This is a genomic window from Kitasatospora sp. NPDC036934 (genome assembly GCF_055608425.1).
The window spans coordinates 271,751-295,436 of sequence record NZ_JBVJQR010000010.1 but is presented as its reverse complement, the minus strand read 5'-3'; the positions used below and the strand labels follow the sequence as shown (position 1 = coordinate 295,436).

Here is a 23,686-nt window from a genome sequence, read left to right as displayed (position 1 = left end):
CGCCCGCCGCCGGGACAGCGCCAAGAGCGCCCTCATCACCCTCGTCGAACACGCCCTCCTCGCCCGACTCCGCTGACCACCACAGCCACGGCCCGCCGGACCGGGTGAAGTCCGGTGGGCCGACGGGAGTCGGGGCTCGGCGAGGCGGGGCGGGGCTGGGCGAGGCGGGCGAACTACGCGGAGCGCTCGGACCGTTCGGTCGGCTCCAGCCCGGCCCGGATCAGACCGTAGGTGTACGCGTCCTCCAGGGCCAGCCAGGAGGCGGCGATCACGTTGTCGGCCACCCCGACCGTGGACCAGGTCGCGGCGCCGTCGGTGGACTCGATCAGCACCCGGGTCTTGGAGCCGGTGCCGTGCTGCCCCTCCAGGATGCGGACCTTGTAGTCCACCAACTCGAAGGTGGCCAGCGGCGGGTAGATGCCCTCCAGGGCCGTCCGCAGTGCCTGGTCCAGCGCGTTGACCGGACCGTTGCCCTCACCGATGGCGATCCGGCGCTCGCCCTTGGCCCACAGCTTCACCGTCGCCTCGTTGCCGGAAACGCCCTCCGGGCCCTGCTCGCTGATGGTCCGCCAGGACTCCGGGCGGTAGAAGCGGTCCCGGCTGCCGCGCACCTCGTCGCGCAGCAGCAGCTCGAAGGAGGCGTCGGCGGACTCGTAGGTGTAGCCGAGGTTCTCCTGCTCCTTCACCTTGGCCACCACCCGGCCGGCCAGGTCGCGGTCGGCGGAGAGGTCGTAGCCGAGCTCCTTGCCCTTGAGCTCCACCGAAGCCCTCCCGGCCATGTCCGAGACCAGCATCCGCATGGTGTTGCCGACCAGTTCGGGGTCGGTGTGCTGGTACAGGTCCGGGTCGACCTTGATCGCGGAGGCGTGCAGGCCCGCCTTGTGGGCGAAGGCCGAGAAGCCGACGTACGGCTGGTGGGTGGAGGGGGCCAGGTTGACCAGTTCGGCGATCGCGTGCGAGATCCGGGTCATCTCGGCCAGTCGGCCCGGGGGCAGCACCCGGCGGTCGTACTTCAGCTCCAGCGCGCCGACCACCGGGAACAGGTTGGCGTTGCCGACCCGCTCGCCGTAGCCGTTCGCGGTGCACTGCACGTGGGTGGCGCCGGCGTCCACCGCGGCCAGGGTGTTGGCCACCGCGCAGCCGGTGTCGTCCTGGGCGTGCATGCCGATCCGGGCGCCGGTCGCCGCGATCACGTCCGCGACGGTGTCCCGGACGCCGGCCGGCAGCATCCCGCCGTTGGTGTCGCACAGCACCACCACGTCCGCCCCGGCCCGATGGGCGGTGCGCACCACCGCGAGGGCGTACTCGCGGTTGGCCCGGTAGCCGTCGAAGAAGTGCTCGCAGTCGAGGAAGACCCGCCGACCCTGGGCCCGCAGGAACTCCACGCTGTCCCGGATCATCTCCAGGTTCTCGTCCAGCGTGGTGCGCAGCGCCAGTTCGACGTGCCGGTCGTGGGCCTTGGCGACCAGGGTGACGACCGGCGCGCCGGCGGCGACCAGCGCGGCCAGCTGGGGGTCCTCGGCCGCCTTGCCGCCGGCCCGGCGGGTGGCGCCGAAGGCGACCAGCCGGGCGTTGCGCAGCTCCAGTTCGGCGGCGGCGCGGGCGAAGAACTCGGTGTCCCGGGGGTTGGCCCCGGGCCAGCCGCCCTCGATGAAGCCGACCCCGAACTCGTCCAGGTGCCGGGCGATGGCCAGCTTGTCCGCCACCGTCAGGTTGATGCCCTCCCGCTGCGCGCCATCGCGCAGGGTGGTGTCGAACACGTGGAAGCTGTCGTCGGTACGGCTGACCTCGGTCATGACCCCTGGTTCTCCGTTCGGGGAGGTTCGTACTGCTCTGCCGGATTCTCGTCCCGGCTCCACTGTCCAGGATCCCGCGCGCGGCCCCGGTGTCCCCGGGCCCGTTGTGGGGGCCGTCGGCCGGTCCGAGGGCTGTGCTCAATGGGGCGGTGCCCAAAAAGCGAAAAGACCCCTCGCGGGTGCGAGAGGTCTGCGCGCGGGTCTGGACGCTCGTGGTCGCTCCGCATCGGGTCCTGCGGGAGCGGTCACTGCGGACCGGCGCGCCTGCTGCTAATAATCAGCGAAAGCGAGGACACGCTGGCAGTCTGGCACACCCTCCGGGATCCGGCCCGCCCGTCTCGCGATGCGGAACAGGGCAGGCCGGAGGGGGTGGCGGCGTCCGTGGATCAGACGATCTTGTGCAGCCAGTTGTGGGTGTCCGGCTGCTGGCCGCCCTGGATGGCCAGCAGGGCGCGGCGCAGCTCCATGGTGATCGGGCCGGGCTCGCCGGTGCCCACGGTCCAGTCGGCGGCGGCGGACTTCACCGAGCCGACCGGGGTGATCACGGCGGCGGTGCCGCAGGCGAAGACCTCGGTGAGGGTGCCGTCGGCGTTGGCCTGCTGCCACTCGTCGGTGGAGATCTTCCGCTCCTCGACCGCGTAGCCCAGGTCGCCGGCGAGCTGAAGCAGCGAGTCACGGGTGATGCCGGGCAGCAGCGCGCCGGACAGCTCCGGGGTGACGATCTTCGCGTCCTTGCCCTCGCCGAAGACGAAGTACAGGTTCATGCCGCCCATCTCCTCGACCCACCGGTGCTCGGCGGCGTCGAGCCAGACCACCTGGTCGCAGCCCTTCTCGGCGGCCTGCGCCTGGGCGACCAGCGAAGCGGCGTAGTTGCCCGCGCACTTGGCGGCGCCGGTGCCGCCGGGCGCCGCCCGGACGTACTCCTTGGACAGCCAGACCGAGACCGGCTTGACGCCGCCCGGGAAGTAGGCGCCGGCCGGGGAGGCGATGATCATGAACAGGTAGGAGTTCGCCGGACGGACACCCAGGCCGACCTCGGTGGCGAACATGAACGGGCGCAGGTACAGGCTCTGCTCCGGCTCGTTCGGGACCCACGCCCGCTCCTGCTGGACCAGCAGCTCGACGGCCTCCACGAAGGCCTCCACCGGCAGCTCCGGCATGGCCAGTCGGCGGGCCGAGGCCTGGAAGCGCTGGGCGTTGGCCTCGGGGCGGAAGGTCGCGATGGAGCCGTCGGCCTGGCGGTAGGCCTTCAGGCCCTCGAAGATCGCCTGACCGTAGTGCAGGGTCATGTTCGCCGGGTCCATCTCGACCGGCGCGTACGGAACCAGCTGCGCGTCGTGCCAACCACGGCCCTCGGTCCAGCGGATGGTGACCATGTGGTCGGTGAAGACACGGCCGAAGCCGGGGTTGGTCAGCCGGGCCTCGCGCTCCGCCGCGGACAGCGGGTGGGCGGAGGGCTTGAGATCGAACGAGATGGGCGCCTGGGTGGGCGTGCTCATGGCTGTTTCCTTCACCGTGGGGTTCGTTCGGGCCGCCACCGCCGAAGGAACGTTACGGCGATCCAACGCCGGAACGGACGCACAACGGCACGGCCCACTGTCGATACTCGCATCCAGAGGGCCGTGCCGAACAGCTGCCCGCTCCTTGGGGAGCTGCAAGCTGCGGTTATGCGGTCCGGCCCACCTGGCCGGATCCGCTCGGGGGTCCGGCCGCTAGCCGGCTACTCGCTCGGCGAGCGCGTCGCCGACCTCGGAGGTGGAGCGGGCGCCGGCCCGCGCGGCGAGGTCCGCCGCGACGGCGGCCTCCACCTTGGCGGCCTCGGCGGCGAAGCCGAGGTGCTCCAGCAACATGGCGACCGACAGCACGGTGGCGGTCGGATCGGCCTTGCCCTGGCCCGCGATGTCCGGGGCCGAGCCGTGCACCGGCTCGAACATGGCCGGGAACTCGCCGCTCGGGTTGATGTTGCCGCTCGCGGCGAGCCCGATGCCACCGGTCACGGCGGCGGCCAGGTCGGTCAGGATGTCGCCGAACAGGTTGTCGGTGACGATGACGTCGAAGCGCTCCGGCGAGGCGACCAGGTGGATGGTGGCCGCGTCGACGTGCAGGTAGTCGGTGGTCACCTCGGGGAACTCCCGGCCGACCTCGGCGAAGATCCGCGACCACAGGTGCCCGGCGTGCACCAGCACGTTGTTCTTGTGCACCAGGGTGAGCTTCTTGCGCGGCCGCGCCTGGGCCCGGCGGTAGGCGTCGCGCACCACGCGCTCGATGCCGTACGCGGTGTTCAGGCTGACCTCGGTGGCCACCTCGTGCGGCGTCCCGGTGCGCAGCGAGCCGCCGTTGCCGACGTACGGACCCTCGGTGCCCTCGCGGACCACCACGAAGTCGATCTCCGGGCGACCGGCCAGCACGGACTCCACTCCCGGGAACAGCCGGCCCGGCCGGAGGTTGATGTGGTGGTCGAAGGCGAACCGCAGCTTCAGCAGCAGCCCCCGCTCCAGCACCCCGGACGGCACGCTCGGGTCCCCGATGGCGCCCAGCAGGATCGCGTCGAAGCCCTTGAGCTCCGCCAGCACGGCGTCCGGCAGCGTCTCCCCGGTCCGGTGGTAGCGCCGGGCCCCGAGGTCGTACTCGGTGGTCTCCAGCTTCACGTCGGCGGGAAGGACGGCCGCCAGGACCTTCAGGCCCTCGGCCACGACTTCCTGGCCGATGCCGTCACCCGGGACAACTGCGAGACGAATGGTGCGAGACATGCTCGGACCCTACTCCGCCGTCCCAGGTACTGACACCTCACGTCCAGCATCCGGACGAGAAGGGGTGAGGTCGAGCGGACACGGTTGCCGGACCGTCAAGCGCCGCCAGGGTTCCGCTCTGCACATACCTCCTCGGAGTCCCGTCCAGCTCGTACGTGCGGGCGACTGGTCGCCCCCGCTCGTGCTCGATGCGCCAGAAGTGACGCGGTGTAGCGGACAGCCGGAGGCCGCAGCCGATCCGGCAAGACAAGGTCGACGTCCGGTTCCACAGAGGCACCGTTGCAGGTCCAGCCCTACCACCGCCACCGCGTCACTCCTTCGACGGAGCGCGGGTGGCCCGTGGTGCGCCGGGGGCGCGCTTAGGGTGGCGTGGTCCGGGATTCCTGGCAGAACGGGGCGCGTGGGTGAAGGCCGAGCGGCGGCGGGAGGTGCTGGTCTGCGGGGCGGCGGCCGGGCTGGCGGCGGGCGGGTTCGCGCTGGCGGCGGGGCTGCGCGGGCGGTGGCCGGGCGGGGCGGGCGCGGTGGCCGTGCCGTACCACGCGCACCTGTGGGACCTGCTGCACGGACAGGCCGCCGGGGACCTCCTGTTCAACTGGAACAGCGGCTACGGCGTCCCGTTCCTGGCCGACTTCTTCGCCTACCTGATGAACCCGTTGTCCTGGCTGACCGCCCTGCTCCCCCGCGACCAGGGACAGCTCGCCGTCTTCCTGGTCACCCTGGCCACCATCGGCCTCGGCACCGCCCTGATGGCCCACCTGCTCGGCCGGCTGCACCCCGGCCCGCGCTGGCTGCGGGTGCCCACCGCCGTCGGGTACGGGCTCTGCGCCTGGGTGCTGGACGTCGGCGGCGGTGCGCCGATGTGGCTGTGGGGCCTGGTCTCGCTGCCGCTGCTCGGCCTGGTCGGGGACTGGTGCCTGCACGAGCGCCGCTGGGTGGCCGGTTCGCTGTGCGTCGCGCTCGCCTGGGCGGGCAACCTGTACACCGCCGCACTGGCCACCGCGGTCGCCGGACTCCTGTTCGCCGTAAGGCTGTTCGCCACCCCGCGCGCCTTCCGGCACCGGGTCCGCTGCACCGGCCGGGCCGTCACCCTGACCGCCACCGGGCTGCTGCTCGCCTCCCCCGTGCTGTTCGTCGCCGTCCGCGCCGCGCGCGGCGCCCAGCCGGAGTCCCCGGTGCGGCCGCTCGGCCCGTCCGGCTTCGAGGGGCACCTCGCCCAGCTGCTGCCCGCCACCACCGGGCGCCCGCTGCCGGACGTGGCGATCGGGGTGCTCGGGCTGCTGCTGGTGTGCGGACTGCCGTTCAACCGCCGGGTGCGGCTCCGCGAGCGGGCGGCCTGGTCCGTGGCGCTGCTGCTGGTGGTGCTCAGCTTCCTCTGGACGCCGACCGTGCTGGTCTGGCACGGGCTGGCGATCCCGGCCGGCGGGCCGTACCGGGTGTCCTTCGTGCTCAGCGGGCTGCTGGTGCTGGCCGGCTGGGTGTCGCTGGCCCACCGGCCGGACCGGTTCACCCTGCTGGGCGGCGCCGCCCTGGTCGCGGTGATCGCCGTCCTGGTGGCCGCCCGGCGCTCGGTGCCCGCCTCCACCTGGGTCCTGCTGGGCCTGGGCGGTACCGTCCTGCTGGCCGCGCTCTGGGTGCTGGACCGCCGGCACACCGACCGGCGGGCGAACGCCGTGGCCACCTGGGTGATCGGCGGCGCGGTGCTCGGCAACGCCGTCTGGTCCGGGTACGCGGCGCTCGGCGCGGCCCCGGACGACAGCGTCTCCCCGGCCGCCGTCCGGGCCGGGCACGCCGCCGTCCGGGCCGGCGCCGACTGGCCGGACGGACGCAGCGACCCGGGCCCGAACACCCTCACCCCGAACGACCCGCTGCTGCTGAACGGCCAGGGCGGCGGCTACTCCAGCGGCTACCTGCCGACCGTCGCCGCCCTGCTGCTGCACGACCTGGGCGCCGGCTGGACGGCCGGCGGGCGGCAGACCGGCAGCGTCACCGACCCGGTCGGGCAGGCCCTGTTCGGGATCCGCGCCCACCTGGACGACGGGCCGCCGCCCTACGGCTTCACCGCCGTCCGGGCCGTGGCTCCGCCGCTGGTCACCGTGCTGCCGCCGGGTGCCCGCACCGCCACCTCCTCGGTCTGGGCCCGCCAGGAGTCACTTCTCGGCAGCCAGGTGTACGACGCCCCGCTGCCCGTCCCGGCGGGCGGCCCGGCGCCCACCCTGCACGGCACCAGCGGCTGGTCGGTGCCGGGCGGCGGGGAGGGCACGGTGTTCACCGCCGCCTGCACCCCGGGCTCGACGGCGTACTTCCACGGGGTCTGGTACCGGGGCACGGTCAGCGGCCTGGGCACCGACTACCGCAGCGACGGCGAGCAGCCCACCACGGCGGTGGCCGTCCACCGACTGGGGACCGTCCCGGCCGACGGGGTGGTCCGGGTGACGCTGCGCTCGGACGTCGTCAGCCAGGTGCCCGCCCGCCCGATCGGCTGCCTGCGGTCCGACGCCCTGGCCGCCGCGGTCACCCGGCTCACCGCCACCGGCGACACCCGGGTCCGGGCCGGCGGACACACCCTCACCGCCGTCCTCCCCCCGGGCTCCACCGGCACCGCACTGCTCTCCGTCCCCGCCACCGAGGGCTGGACCTGCGCCACCGACGGCGGCAGCGGGACCGCCCCCACCCCGGTGCTCGGCATGATCGGCGTCCCGCTCGGCGGCGGCGCCGACCGGATCGCCTGTGTCTTCCGCCCGCCCGGCCTGACCGAGGGGCTGACCGTCGCCACCGGCACGGCCGCCGTGCTCGCCCTGGCCGCCGTCTTCGCCCGCCTCTCCCGCCGTCCCACCCGCACTCCCCGCCGCGAACGCCGGCTGGCCGCCCGGTCGTAGCCGGGCGGCCAGGACCACAGCGGGGGTTACGGCAGGTCGATCACCTGGCCCCGGCGGTCGGCCGGATTGAGGTGGTGGAGCAGCAGCAGCCGGGAGGTGTCGCCCGGCGTGCGGTGCACGTCGAGGACGGTGCCGGGGCCGGCCGGGGCGACCACGGCGGGCGGGCCGTCGAGGCCGGTCCGGACGGTCAGGGTCGGGTGCAGGACGTCCAGCGGAACGGTGGGGCCGGTCCCGCGCAGGCCGATGGCGGACAAGGCCTCCGCCGGGTCGGGCTGCCCGGGCGCCGCGACGCCGGTCCAGACGCCGTAGTGGACGGTGCTGTGGCCGGGTGCGACGCCGGGCAGGGCGCTCAGCCGGACGGGGAGGACCACGACGTCGCTGTCCAGCAGCTCGGTGTCGGTGTCGCCCCAGCGGGCGTTGAGCGGCTGGACGTCGAGTTCGGCGCCGGTGCGGGCGTCGAGGGCGCGGGAGACCAGGACGTCGCTGCCGCGCAGCCGGTCGGCCTTGAGGATGACGTCGGTGACGCCGTCCCCGTCGGTGTCCAGCGACACCCGCACCCCGTACAGCCCGACCGGAGTGGCCGCCGGGGCCCACAGCCGGGCACCCACGTACAGCAGGTCGGAGTCGGCGGCCGCGCCCACGGCCCGCAGGTTGGCGGCCCGGTCGCCGGGGTGTTCGACGCAGAGGTCGCGGTGCTGCTCGGCCGCGTCCCGGCCGTCCTCGGGCCGGATTCCGGCGCCGGGGCCCACGGCCTTGCCGCCGCCGGGCGGGCAGTCCGGCCAGCGGTCGTCCTCGCCGCCGAGGGCGAGGGCGCTGACCAGTCCGGGCGCCTCGCCGGGGGCGGCGCTGCCGCCGAGGGTGACGAGGGTCCCGTCCCGGGCGGTCCGGACGGCGGCGGTGGCGCCGAGGTCGCCGGTGGGGCGCGGGGCGGCGAACACCGGGACCCTCAACTGCGGCAGGGCCTGGTCGGTGACCGGGCTGAACAGCACCCGTCCGGACAGCTCGCCGCGGTAGCTGCGGGCCCGGCCGCCCTGCACGGTGTCGATGGTCGGGTCGGGCACGCGGCCCAACTTCCCTCGTACGGACAGCGTCACCCGCACCCGCGCGGCGCCGCCGGCCGGGACGTCCACCACGGCGGGCGCCACCTCGAAGGCGGCGCCCGGCAGTTCGGTGGCCGCCGCGTAGCCGGTGCGGTAACTCTGCGGCTCGGACGAGTAGTTGTGCAGCTCGATCGTCCGGTCGAGGGCCGTCGGCCCGCTGACCTCGACCGGCCCGTAGGAGACGCCGACGCTGCCCGCCGGGGCGCCCTCCCCCGCCGCGTAGGCGACGACCGGGGTGTGGACCGCTCCGTCGACCCGGGCCCGGCCGGCGCCGGTGCGCTCGGGACCGTAGACCGGGCCGCCGTGGTCGTCGCCGAGGTAGGTGTCCGTGCTGGTGTTCATCAGCGCGGCCTTGACCTGCTCGACCGGCCAGTCCGGATGTGCGGCGCGGACCAACGCGGCCAGCCCGGCGACGTGCGGGGTGGCCATCGAGGTGCCGTTCTCGCGCTCCCCGCCGGTGCCGCTGCCGACCAGGGCGGACCAGATGCTCTCCCCGGGGGCGGCGAGGTCGGGCTTGACCACGCCGGGCAGGCCGATGCCCCGGGAGGTGAAGTCGGTGAGGGTGTCGACCCGGTCCGGCTGGTTCTGCGCGACCGAGCCGTGCAGCGGGTTGCCGGGCGCGGCGAGCCGGACCCGGACGTCACCCGCGGCGGCGGCCTTGAGCAGCCGTTCGCCGTCGGCGCGGCCGAGCAGGACGGCCGGGATCCGGTCGTCGCCGGAGATCTCGGCGAGGTGGTCGGTGTCGGCGGCGTAGAGCGCGCCGATCGCCCCGGCGTCGGCGGCGTGGTCGGCGCGCGGACCGGAGTTGCAGGCCCGGTCGGGGTCGCGGGTGCGCCAGGTGAGCACCGCGATCCGCCCCTTGAGCCGCTGCTTGTCGGCCGCGCTGAACTCGCCGCAGCCGTCCGCCTGGTCGACGGGTACGGCGAGTCCGCCGCTGACATCGGTGCCGGTCCAGCCTTGGTAGCGCTCGCTCCAGTGGCCGGGTACGACCCCGGCCAGTTCGGCGGGGGCGAGCACGGTGATGCCGTCCACGTCGGCGTGCCCGTGCACGGAGGCGGCGACGGTGATCGCCCGGACGGCGGTGCCGGGGCTGCCGCCGATGCCGTACACGTCGCCCTCGTTGCCGGCCGCCGCGATCACCGCGGTGCCCAGTTCGGCGAGCCGGTCGACGGCCAGCGCGTCGGCGTCGTCGGGGCTGCCGAAGCGGCTGCCGAGGGACAGGTTGACCACGTCGAGCCGGTCGCCCAGGTCGCCGTCGCCGTTCGGGTCGGCGGCCAGGTCGAGCGCCTGGGCGAGCCGGTCGGTGGAGCCGTCGCAGCCGAACACCCGGATCGCGTACAGCTGGGCGCCGGGGGCGGCGCCGGGGCCGATCCGGAAGGAGGCCGGGTCGAGTCCGGGCCGGTACGGGCCGGTGTACGGGTGGCCGTCGGCGGTGACGCCGTACCCGGCCGCGGTGCCGGCGACGTGGGTGCCGTGCCCGTTGCGCACGCAGTCCAGCGGGTTGTCGCTGGGGTGCGGCACCGGCTGGTGGTTCGGGGCTGCCGGGTCGGGGTTGTAGTCGTCGCCGACGAGGTCCTTGCCGCCGATCACCTTGGCGTTGGGGAACAGCGCGGCCGGGGCGGGCTTGCCGCGCTCGACCGAGCGGAAGGCCTCTTCGGTGCCGGGGCCGCCGAAGTCGGCGTGGGTGTAGTCGATGCCGCTGTCGATGATGCCGATCCGGACGCCCTGGCCGGTGTTCCCGGCCACCACCGCGTCGCCGGACCAGACCTGGGGGGCGCCGGTCAGCGGGACGGAGTAGGCGTTGTCGCGCTGCTTGTTCACGATCGGGTGGACGGCCCGTACCCCGGGCAGCGCCCGCAGCGCGGGCAGCCGGTCGGCGGGGGCGCTGACGGCCAGGCCGGTGAGCAGGGTGCGGGTGCGGTAAAGCTCGTGGGCGGCGGGCGCCGCGTGGTGCACGGCCTCGGCGAGCCGGTCGAGCGCGTCCCCGGCCCGGGACCGCTGGCCGGCGCCGGCCTGGGCGGCCTCCCGGCGGACGGCCTCCGGCGAGCGCTGGGCCCGCCGCGCGCCCTCGGCGGCACGCCGCCAGGCGGGGCCGGCCGCCTCGGTGGTGAGTTCGAGCAGGACGGAGGCCGTTCGGCCCGCGCCCGGCGGTCCCGCACTGGGCAGCCCCGCGCTGGGCGGACCGCCTGCGGCCGGGGTGGCGGCGAGCGCCGCGGTTCCGGCCAGCAGAGCCAGGGTGAGGCCGATCCGGGCGATCGGTCGGCGGACGGGTGGCAGACGCACTGGGCCCTCTCCCCCGGGAAGGGGCACTGATCCGCACACCGTGTCGCTGACGCCCGCCCGCGCGGACGTCGATCACCCTTCCGGGGGCCCCAAATTAGGATGATCGCGATGATGAGGGCGAGCAAGTTCCCTCGGACGGACCTCAGTTGCACTCTACGGGGTGACGCCGCGCCAGCCCGATCGGCCCAGTAGGCCGATGAACGCCGACGGCGCCCGCGCTCAGCTGTGGCCGGTGGAGCCGCCGTTGTCCCGGCGGTCCAGCGAGCGCTGCAGCGCGGCGGCGGCGAAGGGGTTCCGCTCGGCGGCCCGGCGGCGGCGCGGGGCGCGGATGGGGGTGGCGGCGGGGGCGGAAGTGGCGTGGCGGTCGGCGGTGGTGGGCATACCGGGCTCCTTGGAAGCGGCGCGCGGGGCGCGGCGGGAGGGACGGGAGAACCAGGGGTGTCGCGCGCGGCACGCCCCGAGAAGGGTGGTGACGGACGACGGGGAGGGCGCGCGGGGCAGGGGTCGCCTGCCCGTGGGGGCGCACGCGCACACGGGCCGCAGGCCCTGGCTACAGGGGCGGCACACCGTATGGCCCTTCCACGGTACGACCCCGGCCCGGCCGTGTCTGCACGAATACTTGGATTTCCTAGTATCTGAGACGGGGGCCACCCGGGAGGACGCAGCAGGGCCCGGACCGCCGTCGGAACGGCGGTCCGGGCCCTGGTCAGCGCCGGGGCGGGGTGGCTCAGCCCAGGTCGACCGAGCGCGCGAAGCGGGCGCCGATCTCGGCGGCGATCACGGTCAGCACGTCCTGCGGGATCTCGCTGTCCACGGTGATGGAGGCGAGGGCGCCGCCGCCGTCCCGGGCGACCTGCATGCCCGCGATGTTGATGCCGGCGTCGCCGAGGTGGCGGCCGAGCACGCCGACCACGCCGGGGCGGTCCTCGTACTTGAAGAAGGCCATGTGGTCGGTGAGCGCCACGTCGACGTCGAAGGTGTCCACGCCGACGATCTTCTGGGTCTGCTTCGGGCCGGCCAGGGTGCCGGAGATGGCGATCTCCTCGCCGTTCGCCAGCGTGCCGCGCACGGTGATCACGTTGCGGTGCTCGGCGCTCTCGCTGGAGGTGGTCAGCCGGACCTCGACGCCGCGCTCCTGGGCGAACAGCGGGGCGTTGACGTAGGACACCGTCTCCGCCACCACGTCCTCGAACACGCCCTTCAGCGCGGACAGTTCGAGTACCTTCACATCGTGCTGGGTGATCTCGCCACGGACCTCGACGTCCAGCCGGACGGCCACCTCGCCGGCCAGCGCGGTGAAGATCCGGCCGAGCTTCTCGGCCAGCGGCAGGCCCGGGCGCACGTCCTCGGCGATCACGCCGCCCTGGACGTTGACGGCGTCCGGCACCAGCTCGCCGGCCAGCGCCAGGCGCACCGACTTGGCGACCGCGATGCCGGCCTTCTCCTGCGCCTCGTCGGTGGAGGCGCCCAGGTGCGGGGTGGCGACCACGTTGTCGAAGGCGAACAGCGGGGAGTCGGTGCACGGCTCCTTCGCGTACACGTCCAGGCCCGCGCCGGCCACCCGGCCCTCGCGCAGGGCGCTGGCGAGCGCCTCCTCGTCCACGATGCCGCCGCGGGCGGCGTTGACGATGCGCACGCTCGGCTTGACCTTGTGCAGCGCCTCGTCGCCGATCAGGCCGATGGTCTCGGGGGTCTTGGGGAGGTGGACGGTGATGAAGTCCGAGACCTCCAGCAGCTCCTCCAGCGAGACCAGCTTGACACCCATCTGCGCGGCGCGGGCGGCCTGGATGTAGGGGTCGTACGCGACGATCTTCATCCCGAACGCGGACATCCGCTGGGCGACCAGGACGCCGATCCGGCCGAGGCCGACCACGCCGAGGGTCTTCTCGCTGAGCTCGACGCCGGTGTACTTGTTGCGCTTCCACTCGCCCTGCTTGAGCGCCGAGTTGGCGGGGGCGATGTTGCGGGCGACGGAGATCAGCAGGCCGCAGGCGAGTTCGGCGGCGGTGACGATGTTGGAGGTCGGCGCGTTGACGACCATCACGCCGGCCTTGGTGGCGGCGGCCACGTCAACGTTGTCCAGGCCCACGCCGGCCCGGGCGACCACCTTGAGCCGGCGGGCGGCGGCCAGCGCCTCGGCGTCGACCTTGGTGGCGGAGCGGATCAGGATCGCGTCCACGTCGGCGATCGCGGTGAGCAGCTCGGTGCGGTCGGCGCCGTTGCAGTGGCGGATCTCGAAGTCGGGGCCGAGGGCGTCGACGGTGGCGGGCGAGAGCTCTTCGGCGATCAGTACGACGGCGCTTTTGGAGGTCACAGTGCTCACGACAGTGTTGTCCTTAACTGTCCGGTTCCCCCGGGCACGTAGGTGGCGTGGAGGGCGGGGGAAGGTGGCATGGCCGCGTAGGTAGACGCACGACGCTGTGGGCCTGACGCGCACTCGGGAGTGTATCGGCGGGCAGAGTACGGGGCTGCTCCCGTCCGGCGAAATCACCCGGACGAGAGCAGCCTACTTGTACAAGGGAGTTACACGAGAGAGGGGCGAAGAGCCTCAGGCCTTCTCGTTGACCCAGCTCATCAGCGAGCGCAGCTTCTTGCCGGTGGTCTCCAGCAGGTGGTCCTCGTCGGCCTTCTTGTACTCGTTGTACTTGGGCAGGCCCGCCTTGTACTCGGCGATCCAGGTGTTGGCGAAGGTGCCGTCCTGGATCTCGGCCAGGACCTTCTTCATCTCGGCCTTGGTGTCGGCGGTGATGATGCGCGGGCCGGTGACGTAGTCGCCCCACTCGGCGGTCTCGGAGACCGACCAGCGCATCTTCTCCAGGCCGCCCTCGTACATCAGGTCGACGATCAGCTTCAGCTCGTGCAGGCACTCGAAGTAGGCGATCTCCGGCTGGTAGCCGGCCTCGACCAGGGTCTCGAACCCGGCCTTCACCAGGGCGGCGGTGCCACCGCAGAGGACGGCCTGCTCACCGAACAGGTCGGTCTCGGTCTCCTCGGTGAAGGTGGTCTTGATGACGCCGGCCTTGGTGGCGCCCAGGCCCTTGGCGTACGACAGCGCCAGGGCGAAGGCGCCGCCCGAGGCGTCCTGCTCGACCGCGACGATCGCGGGGACGCCGCGGCCCTCCTCGTACTGGCGGCGGACCAGGTGGCCCGGGCCCTTCGGGGCGACCATGCAGACGTCGACGTCCGCCGGGGGCTTGATGAAGCCGAAGCGGATGTTCAGGCCGTGGCCGAAGAACAGGGCGTCGCCGGCCTTCAGGTGCGGGGCGATGTCCGCCTCGTAGACGTCGGCCTGGATCGGGTCCGGCACCAGGATCATGATGACGTCGGCCTCGGCCGCGGCCTCGGCGGGGGTGACCACGCGCAGGCCGGCCTCCTCGGCCTTGGCACGGGACTTGGACTCCGGCTTCAGGCCGACCCGGACGTCGGCGCCGGAGTCGCGCAGGGACAGCGCGTGGGCGTGGCCCTGGCTGCCGTAGCCGATGACCGCGACCTTGCGGCCCTGGATGATGGACAGGTCGGCGTCGTCTTCGTAGAACAGCTCGGCCACGGGGGCACATCTCCTTGCGTGATGGGTGCCGGGGTTCCCAGCCTAGGTCGGCCCGGCGGGGTACGGATCGTTGCTTCAGAAGGTGAGACGGTTACGCGCTGCGGTTACGCGCTGCGGTCGAGGGCGCGCAGCGAGCGGTCCGTGATGGAGCGCGCGCCGCGGCCGATGGCGACCAGGCCGGACTGGACCAACTCCTTGATGCCGTAAGGCTCCAGCATCCGGAGCATGGCCTCCAGCTTGTCCGAGCTGCCGGTGGCCTCGATGGTCACCGCTTCCGGCGACACGTCGACGGTCTTGGCACGGAACAGCTGGACGATCTCGACGATCTGCGACCGGGTCTCGTTGTCGGCGCGGACCTTCACCAGGACCAGTTCCCGCTGGATCGCAGCGGACTGGTCGAGTTCGACGATCTTTATCACGTTCACGAGCTTGTTGAGCTGCTTGGTGACCTGTTCCAGCGGGAGGTCCTCGACGTTGACCACGATCGTCATCCGGGACACGTCCGGGTGCTCGGTCGGGCCGACGGCGAGGGAGTCGATGTTGAAGCCCCGACGGGAGAACAGCGCGGCGATGCGGGCGAGCACGCCGGGCTTGTTCTCGACCAGGACGGAGAGGGTGTGCTTGGACATGTGGTTCCTCAGTCGTTCTGGAGGGTTCGGGGCGGTCAGTCGAGATCTTCGCCGAAGTCGGGCCGGACGCCCTTGGCGAACTGGATCTCGTCGTTGCTGGTGCCGGCCGCGACCATGGGCCACACCATCGCGTCCTGGTGGACGATGAAGTCGATGACCACCGGGCGGTCGTTGATCGCCATCGCCTGCTCGATGACCGCGTCCAGGTCCTCGGGGCGCTCGCAGCGCAGACCGACGCAGCCCATCGCCTCGGACAGCTTGACGAAGTCGGGGATCCGGGTGCCCTGGGCCGGCGGGGCGATGCCGTCGTGGTCCGGACCGGAGTGCAGCACGGTGTTGGAGTAGCGCTGGTTGTAGAACAGCGTCTGCCACTGCCGGACCATGCCCAGCGAGCCGTTGTTGATGACCGCGACCTTGATCGGGATGTCGTTCAGGGCGCAGGTGACCAGCTCCTGGTTGGTCATCTGGAAGCAGCCGTCGCCGTCGATGGCCCAGACCACCGACTCCGGACGGCCCGCCTTGGCACCCATCGCCGCCGGGACGGCGTAGCCCATGGTGCCGGCGCCACCGGAGTTGAGCCAGGTGCCGGGCTTCTCGAAGCGGATGTACTGCGAGCTCCACATCTGGTGCTGGCCGACGCCCGCCGCGTAGATCGCCTCCGGGCCGACGATCCGGCCGATCCGCTCGATGACCTGCTGCGGGGAGAGCTGGCCGTTCGGGGCCGGCTCGAAGCCCAGCGGGTAGGTCTTCTTCCACTCGTCGAGCTTCTCCCACCACTCCGTGTAGTCGCCCTTGTGGCCGGCGTCGAACTCGGCCTGGACGGCGACGATCAGGTCGGCCAGGACCTCGCGGGCGTCGCCGACGATCGGCACGTCCGCCGGGCGGTTCTTGCCGATCTCGGCCGGGTCGATGTCCGCGTGCACGATCTTGGCGTACGGGGCGAAGCTGTCCAGCTTGCCGGTGACCCGGTCGTCGAAGCGGGCGCCGAGGGTGAACAGCAGGTCCGACTTCTGCAGCGCGGTGACGGCCGGGACGGAGCCGTGCATCCCGGGCATGCCCAGGTGCTGGGGGTGGCTGTCCGGGAAGGCGCCGAGGGCCATCAGGGTGGTGACGACCGGGGCGCCGGTCAGCTCGGCGAGGATCCGCAGCTCGGCGGTGGCCTGCGCCTTGAGCACGCCGCCGCCGACGTAGAGCACCGGGCGCTTGCTGCCGACCAGCATCTTCGCGGCCTCGCGGATCTGCTTGGCGTGCGGCTTGGTGACCGGGCGGTAGCCGGGCAGCGCGGTCTCGACCGGCCACCGGAAGGTGGTGGTGGCCTGCAGGGCGTCCTTGGCGATGTCGACCAGGACGGGGCCGGGCCGGCCGGTGGCGGCGATGTGGAAGGCCTCGGCGATCACCCGGGGGATCTCGGCCGGGTCGGTGACCAGGTAGTTGTGCTTGGTGATCGGCATCGTGATGCCGCAGATGTCCGCCTCCTGGAAGGCGTCGGTGCCGATCGCCTTGGAGGAGACCTGGCCGGTGATGGCGACGACCGGCACGGAGTCCATGTAGGCGTCGGCGATCGGGGTGACCAGGTTGGTGGCGCCGGGACCGGAGGTGGCCATGCAGACCCCGACCTTGCCGGTGGCCTGGGCGTAGCCGGTGGCGGCGTGGCCGGCGCCCTGCTCGTGCCGGACGAGGATGTGGCGCACCTTGACCGAGTCCATCAGCGGGTCGTACGCGGGAAGGATGGCCCCGCCCGGGATGCCGAAGACGGTGTCCGCGCCCACGGCCTCGAGCGAGCGGATGAGCGACTGGGCTCCGGTCATGGTCTCGGCGACGTGCTGGGGAGCATGGGCGGCCGGGTTGTCCCCGCGGCGGGGGGATGCGGCGTGCTCGGTCATCTGCCTGTCTCTTCTCGGGTTTTGCCGGTCCGGTACTGCGGGCCCCGGTGGTGCGAGGGTGGGGTCCCGGTCCGGGCCGATCGCCGGCTCTGCCTCAATCGTCCCGCTCGATCCGACAAGTCGGACTCTTCGGGCCGGTCGGGGCCAGGGGTCTTGCGGAGGGAACAGCGTCAGTGCAACAAAAAACCCCTCGTGCCCAAGGGCATGCGAGGGGTGGCGCGTCGGTCTGTCACGAGCGGGGCGTGTGAACCCACTCAGCCGACGCGCCCGCCAAGTACGAGAATTCGGGTGCGCATGGCAACGACCATCCTCCCGTCCGGGGTGGCGTGTCAAGCAGGTGGGATGACCGTCTCGCCATGCGGACCTGCTCCCGGACCGGCCACGGCCCGGTGTTCGGGCAGGTCGGAGGCCCCGTGGTGATGTACGACACGTCCCCCCGGGGAGTCCGGCCGGCCACTCGTACGGGGGTCCGCGGCCAGGTAGCCGCGGCGGGCGGAGAGCGAACCGAGCGGCTTGGGCAGCGGGTAGCCGCGGCGGCCCAGTGCCCGGCGCAGCCGGGTCTCGTCCAGCGGCGGGGCGAAGGCCGAGCCCTGGGCCAGCCGGCAGCCCAGCTCCTGCAGCGCGGCGACCTGCCGGGGCAGGTCCACCCCCTCGGCGGCGGTGGCCATCCCGAGGTCCCGGCCGAGCCGCAGGACGTGCCCGGCCAGGGTGCGGCTGAGTCCGGACTCGCCCAGGTCCTGGACCAGCGTGCGGTCCAGCTTCAGCCCGTCCAGCGGCAGCCGGGCGAGCGCTCCGAGCGAGCCGCCGCCCGCGCCGTAGCCGGCCAGCCAGGTGGAGACGCCGAGCCTGCGCAGCGCGGCCAGTCGGCGGCCGAGTTCGTCGGCGAGCCGGTCCGGGCCCATCCGGGCCACCTCGATCACCAACCCGTCGGCCGGCAGTCCGCTGTCGCGCAGCGCCGCGGCCACCGTCTCGTACAGGCCGGGCGAGCAGAGCCGCTCGACGGAGAGCCGGACGGCCACCGGGACGGGCGCCGGCGCGCCTCGGCCGCGGGCGGACGGGTCGCGTCGGCCGGCCGCGGCGGTGACCGCCTCGTGGATCAGCCAGCGGGAGAACCGGGCGCCGGCGTCACCGTGCTCGGCCGAGCGCAGGAACTCGGCCGGGGTGAGCAGCAGTCCGCCCGCCGAGCGCCAGCGCGCCTGCGCCTCGACGGCGGTGATCGCGCCGCTGGCGAGGTCCACCACGGGCTGGTGGAGCAGGGCGAACCCGCCCTCCCGGACAGCCACCCGCAGCCGTTCCTCCAGGTCGCTGCGGCGCTCCAGGTCGGCCCGCATCGCGGGGGTGTAGAGCACCACCCGGCCCTTGCCCTCGGACTTGGCCCGGTACATCGCCAGGTCGGCGTTGCGCATCAGCTCGTCGGCGGCGGCCCTGGGGTCGGCGGCCGGACCGCGTTCCGGGGTGCCGAAGGCGATGCCGATGCTGGCGGCGACGCCGAGTTCCACGCCGCCGATCCAGTACGGCTCGGACAGCGCGACCCGCAGCCGCTCGGCCAGTTCCTGGACCTGCAGCTTGCCGAGCGGGCCGCAGACCAGCGCGGCGAACTCGTCGCCGCCGAACCGGGCGACGGTGTCCCCGCAGCGGACGGCGCCCTGCAGCCGGCGGGCGGCCTGCACCAACAGTTCGTCGCCGACCTGGTGGCCGGCGGTGTCGTTGACCGCCTTGAAGCCGTCCAGGTCGAGGAAGAGCACCGCGATGCCGGCGCCGGTGCCGCCCTGCTGGCCGCGGGTGCCGAGGGCGCCGCGCAGCCGCTGGGTGAACAGTGCCCGGTTGGGCAGGTCGGTGAGCGGGTCGTGGAACGCGTTGTGCTGCAACTGGGCCTGGAGCATGACGCGTTCGGTGACGTCCCGGCTGTTCAGCAGCAGCCCGTCGCGGTGCCGGCTGACGGTCGACTCGACGTGCAGCCACTCGCCGACGCCGGAGCTGATCCGGCACTCCACCCGCGCCGAGGACTCGACGGTGCCCGGGGTGCGGTGCGCGGCGAGCCGCACCCGCGCCAGGTAGCGGCGGACCTCCGAGAGCACCCGGCCCACGTCCTCGGGGTGGACGAGGTCGAGCAGGTTGCCGCCGACCAGTTCCTCCGGGTCCCGCCCGTAGACGCCGAGCGCCGCCGGGGAGACGTACGAGAGCACGCCGTTGGCCCCGGCGATCATGATGACGTCGCTGGAGCCCTGGACCAGGGAGCGGAAGTGCGCCTCCTTGTGGGCGAGCTCCTGGGCCAGCGACAGGTTGTCGAGCAGCATGACGCCCTGCCTGAGGATCAGCGCCAGCCCGACGGTGCACGCGGCCGCGGCCACCACGCGGTCCAACTGCCGTCCGCCGAGGGCGTTGTAGAGGATGCCCGCGGTGCACACCGCGGCGGCCGCGTACGGCGTGAGCGCGCTGAAGGTGGTGGCCACCCGGCGGCGCGGCAGGCCGCCTGCCGAGGGGTGCTCGCGCAGCGGTCGGCGCCAGCGCGAGGACCACGGCGCCCACGCCAGCAGCAGGCTGCCGGCGAACCAGCCGGCGTCCAGCAGTTCGCCGGAGTGGTAGCTGCTGTGCAGCTCCGGGGAGGTGAACAGGGCGTCGCAGGTCACGGTGACGGCGAGCGCGAGCATCGCGGTGTGCACCGCCGCCCGGTTGCCGTCCCGGCCGCCGAAGCGCAGTCCGACCACCAGGCTGACCAGCAGGATGTCCAGCACCGGGTAGGCCAGGTTGAGCGCCAGGTCCAGCGGGGAGCCGGTCTCGCCGGCCGCGATCCGGCCCAGCGCCAGGCTCCAGCCGAGGGTGAACAGCGAGCCGGCGATCAGCCAGCCGTCCAGCAACAGGCACAGCCAGCCGGCCGCCGAACGCGGGTGCTGGGCGAGCACCAGCACGCCGGTGATGGCGAGCGGGGGGAAGAGCAGGAAGGCGTACTGGGCGAGCGAGCCCTGCGGCACCGTGGCGGTGCGCACGACCACCTCGTACCAGCCCCAGGTGCCGTTGCCGAGGGAGACCATGAACGAGGAGAGGCCGAACAGCAGCCAGGCCGGGCGGGCCTGTCCGCCGACCGTGCAGCCGTACACCAGGCAGGACAGCGCGGCCGCCAGGGCCGCCGCGGCGAGCCCGAAGTCGCCCATGAACTGGGCGAGTTGGTGTGATCCCCAGCCGGTGGAGGCGCCCAGGGCATAGGCCAGGCAGAGCCCGCCGAGGGCGAGGCCGGGCAGCGTGCGGCCAGTCCGGAGCCGGCCCAGCGGGCCGCGCCCGGCAGGTGCGGGCGGGTCGGCGGCGGACGCGTCGGCGGGCGGCGCGCCCGGTCGTCCGGCTCCGGGCAGCACCGTATCGGTGGAGCTCACTCGGCCTCTCCCCCTCCGGCCCGGGGCCTGGCGCCCCGGCCACGGACCACCGGCCGCGTACCTCTCGGCCGTACGCGGCGGCCTGGCGCCCCGTCAGGACGGCGACCCAGGGGGTGGGCGACCTTTCGGCCACCGCACCGCACCGATGCTCCCGCTCGGGACCCTACACCAAATCCGTCACTCAATGACACGCACACTCAACTTAGAGTAATGGCGACAAGGTGGGGAAACGGAGCGGAATCCGACCGATCGGCCCGGTTGGCGGCGGCGCGCGGGCGGGGGCTCACGCGGCGCGCACGGGAGCACGCGACGGCGCCCGCCCACCCGGGGCGGCCCGTCGCCGACCGTCCGGGAACGGTCGGCGACCTGCGGATTCACCGGCCCGAGGGGGCCAGGTCATCGGGGAACAGCCGTAGCCGGTGGGCCAGCGCGGCGGCCTCGCCTCGACCGCCGACCTCCAGCTTGCCCAGGATGTTGGACACGTGCACGCTTGCGGTCTTCGGAGAGATGTACAGCTCCTCGGCGATCTGCCGGTTGGTCCAGCCCCGCGCGAGCAACCGGAGCACGTCCCGCTCACGGGGGGTGAGCCCGAAGGAGTCCCCGACGGCCTGGACCGGCACCGCCGCGGCCGGCGGGCGCTCGGCCGGGGCCAGCACCAGCCCGGCCCGCTCGGCCAGCGCGGTGACCTGCGCCCCGAGCGGTCGGTCGCCGCGGACGGCCGCCAGTTCGCCCGCCTCGCGCAGCAGTTCGGTCGCGGGCTCGCGCCGCCCGGCCCGCACCTCCGCCTCGGCGGCCCGCAGCAGGGCCAGCGCCAGGGGGTACGGCAGCCCGGTCGGCCGCAGCTCGGTGACGGCCCGGGCCCACTGCTCGGGGGTGTCCGCGGCCGCGGCCCGGGCCAACTCGGCCTCCAGCAGCCGGGCCCAGCCGTGGTGCAGCGGCGACTGGGGCCGCAGGTCGGCGGCGGCCGCGGCGATCGCGGCCAGCACCCCGGCCCGGCCCGCCTCGGTCTCCGGCCGCCCCAGGTTGTCCGCCTCCACCCCGGCGGCCTCCACCAGCAGCGGGTAGACGTCGGACTCGTAGCCGAGCCGCCCGTCCTCGGCGAGCGCGGCGAGCAGTTCGGCCCGGACGTCCAGCGGCCGCCCGTTGTGCGCGGCGATCCGCACCGCCAGCCGGCTGATCGGCACGGCGTGCTGCGCCTGGCCGACCCGGTTGGCGGCCCGGGCCTGCGCCAGCATGGTCGCCGCGCTCGCGAAGTCCCCGTGCAGTACGGCGAGGTCGCCGCGCATCCGGTCCAGGAACTCGCCGTGGGAGCCGGGCAGTCCGATCAGTTCGCTGGCGGCGAGCAGTTCCTCGGCCTCCCGGAGCCGCCCGAGGTCGGTCAGCGCCTCGACCAGGTTGCCGGTGAGGATGTTGCCGATGTTGCGCTGCAGCCCGTTGCCGTCCGCGAACTCCAGCCCCTCCCGGGCCAGTCGGACGGCCTCCTCGGCCCGGCCGAGGCCGCGCTGCATGCTGGCCAGGTTGTTGATGCCGCGCAGCAGGAGGTCCGGGATGCCCAGCAGCCGGGCCCGCTCGATCGCCTCGGTCAGCTCGGCCAGCCCGCCCTCGGCGTCGCCCAGCAGGTCGTAGCGCAGGCTGCCGAGGGTCATCCGGGCGTGCACCTCGACCGAGTGGGCACCGACCTGCCGGGCGATCCGGATCGCCCGCTCGGCCAGCTCCAGGTGCTCCGTGCGCGGGGTCCTGACCACCGCCACCCCGGCGGCCAGCGCGAACACCTCGGCCTGCACCGCGGACGGCGGCAGGTCCTCCACCAGCCGGTGCGCGCGGGTGATCTCCTCGTCGTCCCCGGAGCGGCGCAGGTTGCCCAGCATCCGGGCCCGGTTGATCCGGAACCAGGCCGAGCGCACCGGGTGCTCCGCCTCGTCGACCAGCCGGAGCCCGCGCTTGGCCAGGCTCAGGCCGCGCTCGCGGTCGCCGCAGCGCCGGGCCGCGACCACCGCCTCGGCCAGCACGTCGACCAGCTGGATCCGGTCGCAGTCGGCGTCCGCGGGGCTGTGGTCACAGGAGCCGGGCGGGTAGGTCTCGGCCCAGTCGTACGGGCGCAGGGTGTGCGTCAGCACCTCCTCGGAGACCTGGTCCCAGAGCTCCAGGGCCCGCTCCAGCATGCCGAGTTGCTCGGCGAAGGCGTTGCGCCGACGGGCCGCCCGGGCGGCGTCCAGGGCGGTCGGCAGGGCCCGGGCCGGGTCGTGCGCGTGGTACCAGTAGTTGGCCAGCCGGGCGGGCAGCGCGTCCGCCGGGACGAGCTGCGGCCGGGCCTCCACGGCGAGCGCGAACTTGCGGTTGATCCGGTGCCGTTCGCCGGGCAGCAGGTCGTCCGAGACGGCCTCGCGGACCAGCGCGTGCCGGAACCGGTAGCCCTCGCCCTCGCTGTCCGGGCGCAGGATGTTGGCGCCGACGGCCGCCCGCAGCGCCTCGATCAGCGCCTCCTCGTCGTCGGCCAGGACGGCGGCCAGCAGGGCGTGTTCGACGTGCGAACCGCCCTCGGCGGCGATCCGCACCACCCGCTGGGCCTCCTCGTCCAGCCCCTCGACCCGGACCAGCAGGATGTCCCGCAGCGAGTCGGTCAGCCCGGCGCCGCAGCCGTCGTCGAAGGCGGTGGCCAACTCCTCGACGAAGAACGGGTTCCCCTCGGAACGGCGCAGGATCCGGTCCACCAACTGGCGGTCGGGCACGGCGGTGCCGAGGATCCCGGCCAGCTGGGCCGCCACCTCGCGGCGGCCGAAGCGTGCCAGCTCCAGCCGCTGGACGGTGCGCAGCCGCTCCAGCTCGGCCAGGAAGGGGCGCAGCGGGTGGCGGCGGTGCAGGTCGTCGGTGCGGTACGTGGCGACCAGCAGCACCCGGGAGCGGTGCAGGGTGCGCACCAGGAAGGCCAGCAGCTCGCGGGTGGAGCGGTCGGACCAGTGGAGGTCCTCGACGGCGAGCACGAGGGTACGTTCCGCGCCGAACCGTTCGAACAGTCTCGCCGTGTGCTCGAACAGCCGGGCCCGGCCGTACTCGTCGTTGGGTTCGCCGTCCGCCTCGCCGAACTCGGAGAGCAGTCTGGCCAGGTGGCCCTCGCTGCCGGCCGCCGCGGCCTCGAACTCGGCGCCCAGCGAGCGGTGCAGTCGGCGCAGTGCGGCCGCCAGCGGTGCGTACGGCAGGCCCTCGGCGCCGACCTCCAGGCAGCTGCCGAGCGTGGTGACCGCTCCCCCGTCGGAGGCCCGCTGCAGGAACTCCTCCAGCAGCCGGGTCTTGCCGATGCCGGCCTCGCCGCCGATCAGCACGGCCTGCGGGCTGCCGGTGCCTGCTCGGCGCAGCGCGTCGGTCAGTTCGGTGATCTCGCTGCCGCGGCCGACGAAGACGGGACTGACCGATATCTGCTGCATGGAGGCGAGCATGCCATAGCCGGAGCCGCCGG

At 73.8% G+C, this 23,686-nt stretch carries 12 protein-coding genes and 1 pseudogene; 2 read left to right on the top strand and 11 right to left on the bottom strand.

Translation table 11 applies throughout. From position 1 onward, the window contains the following. Positions 1-76, top strand: a pseudogene (locus tag ACZ7BZ_RS18035) (ATP-binding protein); the annotation flags it as partial. Positions 77-173: 97 nt separating this feature from the next. On the opposite strand, the gene cimA reads toward ACZ7BZ_RS18035, so the two are convergent. From cimA to ACZ7BZ_RS18020, 3 genes are all read right to left on the bottom strand, one after another. Further along, the gene (gene cimA, locus ACZ7BZ_RS18030) at positions 174-1,796 is read right to left on the bottom strand and encodes a citramalate synthase (RefSeq protein ID WP_470359140.1); all 1,623 of its coding nucleotides are present in this window, start codon (positions 1,794-1,796) and stop codon (positions 174-176) included. Positions 1,797-2,182: 386 nt separating this feature from the next. After that, positions 2,183-3,295 carry a branched-chain amino acid aminotransferase gene (locus ACZ7BZ_RS18025; RefSeq protein WP_380460513.1) on the bottom strand — a complete coding sequence of 371 codons (1,113 nt, stop codon included), beginning with the start codon at positions 3,293-3,295 and terminating at the stop codon, positions 2,183-2,185. Positions 3,296-3,508: 213 nt separating this feature from the next. Further along, complete coding sequence (locus ACZ7BZ_RS18020; RefSeq protein ID WP_380460515.1) at positions 3,509-4,546, bottom strand: 3-isopropylmalate dehydrogenase; 1,038 nt, start codon at positions 4,544-4,546, stop codon at positions 3,509-3,511. 404 nt (positions 4,547-4,950) lie between these two features. Between ACZ7BZ_RS18020 and ACZ7BZ_RS18015 the strand changes: the two genes are divergently transcribed. Continuing rightward, positions 4,951-7,422 (top strand): YfhO family protein, encoded by a 2,472-nt coding sequence (locus ACZ7BZ_RS18015; RefSeq protein WP_470359139.1) that lies wholly within the window; start codon positions 4,951-4,953, stop codon positions 7,420-7,422. 26 nt (positions 7,423-7,448) lie between these two features. On the opposite strand, the gene ACZ7BZ_RS18010 is transcribed toward ACZ7BZ_RS18015, so the two are convergent. The 8 genes from ACZ7BZ_RS18010 to ACZ7BZ_RS17975 form a co-directional block, all read right to left on the bottom strand. Continuing rightward, positions 7,449-10,805, bottom strand: a complete 3,357-nt coding sequence (locus ACZ7BZ_RS18010) for a S8 family serine peptidase (RefSeq protein WP_470359138.1) — start codon at positions 10,803-10,805, stop codon at positions 7,449-7,451. 219 nt (positions 10,806-11,024) lie between these two features. Beyond that, complete coding sequence (locus tag ACZ7BZ_RS18005; protein ID WP_470359137.1) at positions 11,025-11,186, bottom strand: hypothetical protein; 162 nt, start codon at positions 11,184-11,186, stop codon at positions 11,025-11,027. A gap of 346 nt (positions 11,187-11,532) precedes the next feature. Beyond that, positions 11,533-13,119, bottom strand: coding sequence for a phosphoglycerate dehydrogenase (serA, locus tag ACZ7BZ_RS18000; protein WP_465740882.1), 1,587 nt, complete (start codon positions 13,117-13,119; stop codon positions 11,533-11,535). Positions 13,120-13,353: 234 nt separating this feature from the next. Further along, positions 13,354-14,352 (bottom strand): ketol-acid reductoisomerase, encoded by a 999-nt coding sequence (gene ilvC / locus ACZ7BZ_RS17995; protein ID WP_380460523.1) that lies wholly within the window; start codon positions 14,350-14,352, stop codon positions 13,354-13,356. Positions 14,353-14,456: 104 nt separating this feature from the next. Next, positions 14,457-14,981, bottom strand: coding sequence for an acetolactate synthase small subunit (ilvN, locus tag ACZ7BZ_RS17990; RefSeq protein WP_030286969.1), 525 nt, complete (start codon positions 14,979-14,981; stop codon positions 14,457-14,459). 35 nt (positions 14,982-15,016) lie between these two features. After that, positions 15,017-16,864 carry an acetolactate synthase large subunit gene (locus ACZ7BZ_RS17985; RefSeq protein WP_470359136.1) on the bottom strand — a complete coding sequence of 616 codons (1,848 nt, stop codon included), beginning with the start codon at positions 16,862-16,864 and terminating at the stop codon, positions 15,017-15,019. Between the two features lie 329 nt (positions 16,865-17,193). Then, on the bottom strand, positions 17,194-20,232 hold the full coding sequence (locus ACZ7BZ_RS17980; protein ID WP_470359135.1) for a putative bifunctional diguanylate cyclase/phosphodiesterase: 3,039 nt from the start codon (positions 20,230-20,232) through the stop codon (positions 17,194-17,196). A 374-nt stretch (positions 20,233-20,606) separates the two neighbouring features. Further along, the gene (locus tag ACZ7BZ_RS17975; protein WP_470359134.1) at positions 20,607-23,654 is read right to left on the bottom strand and encodes a helix-turn-helix transcriptional regulator; all 3,048 of its coding nucleotides are present in this window, start codon (positions 23,652-23,654) and stop codon (positions 20,607-20,609) included. Positions 23,655-23,686 lie beyond the last annotated feature (32 nt).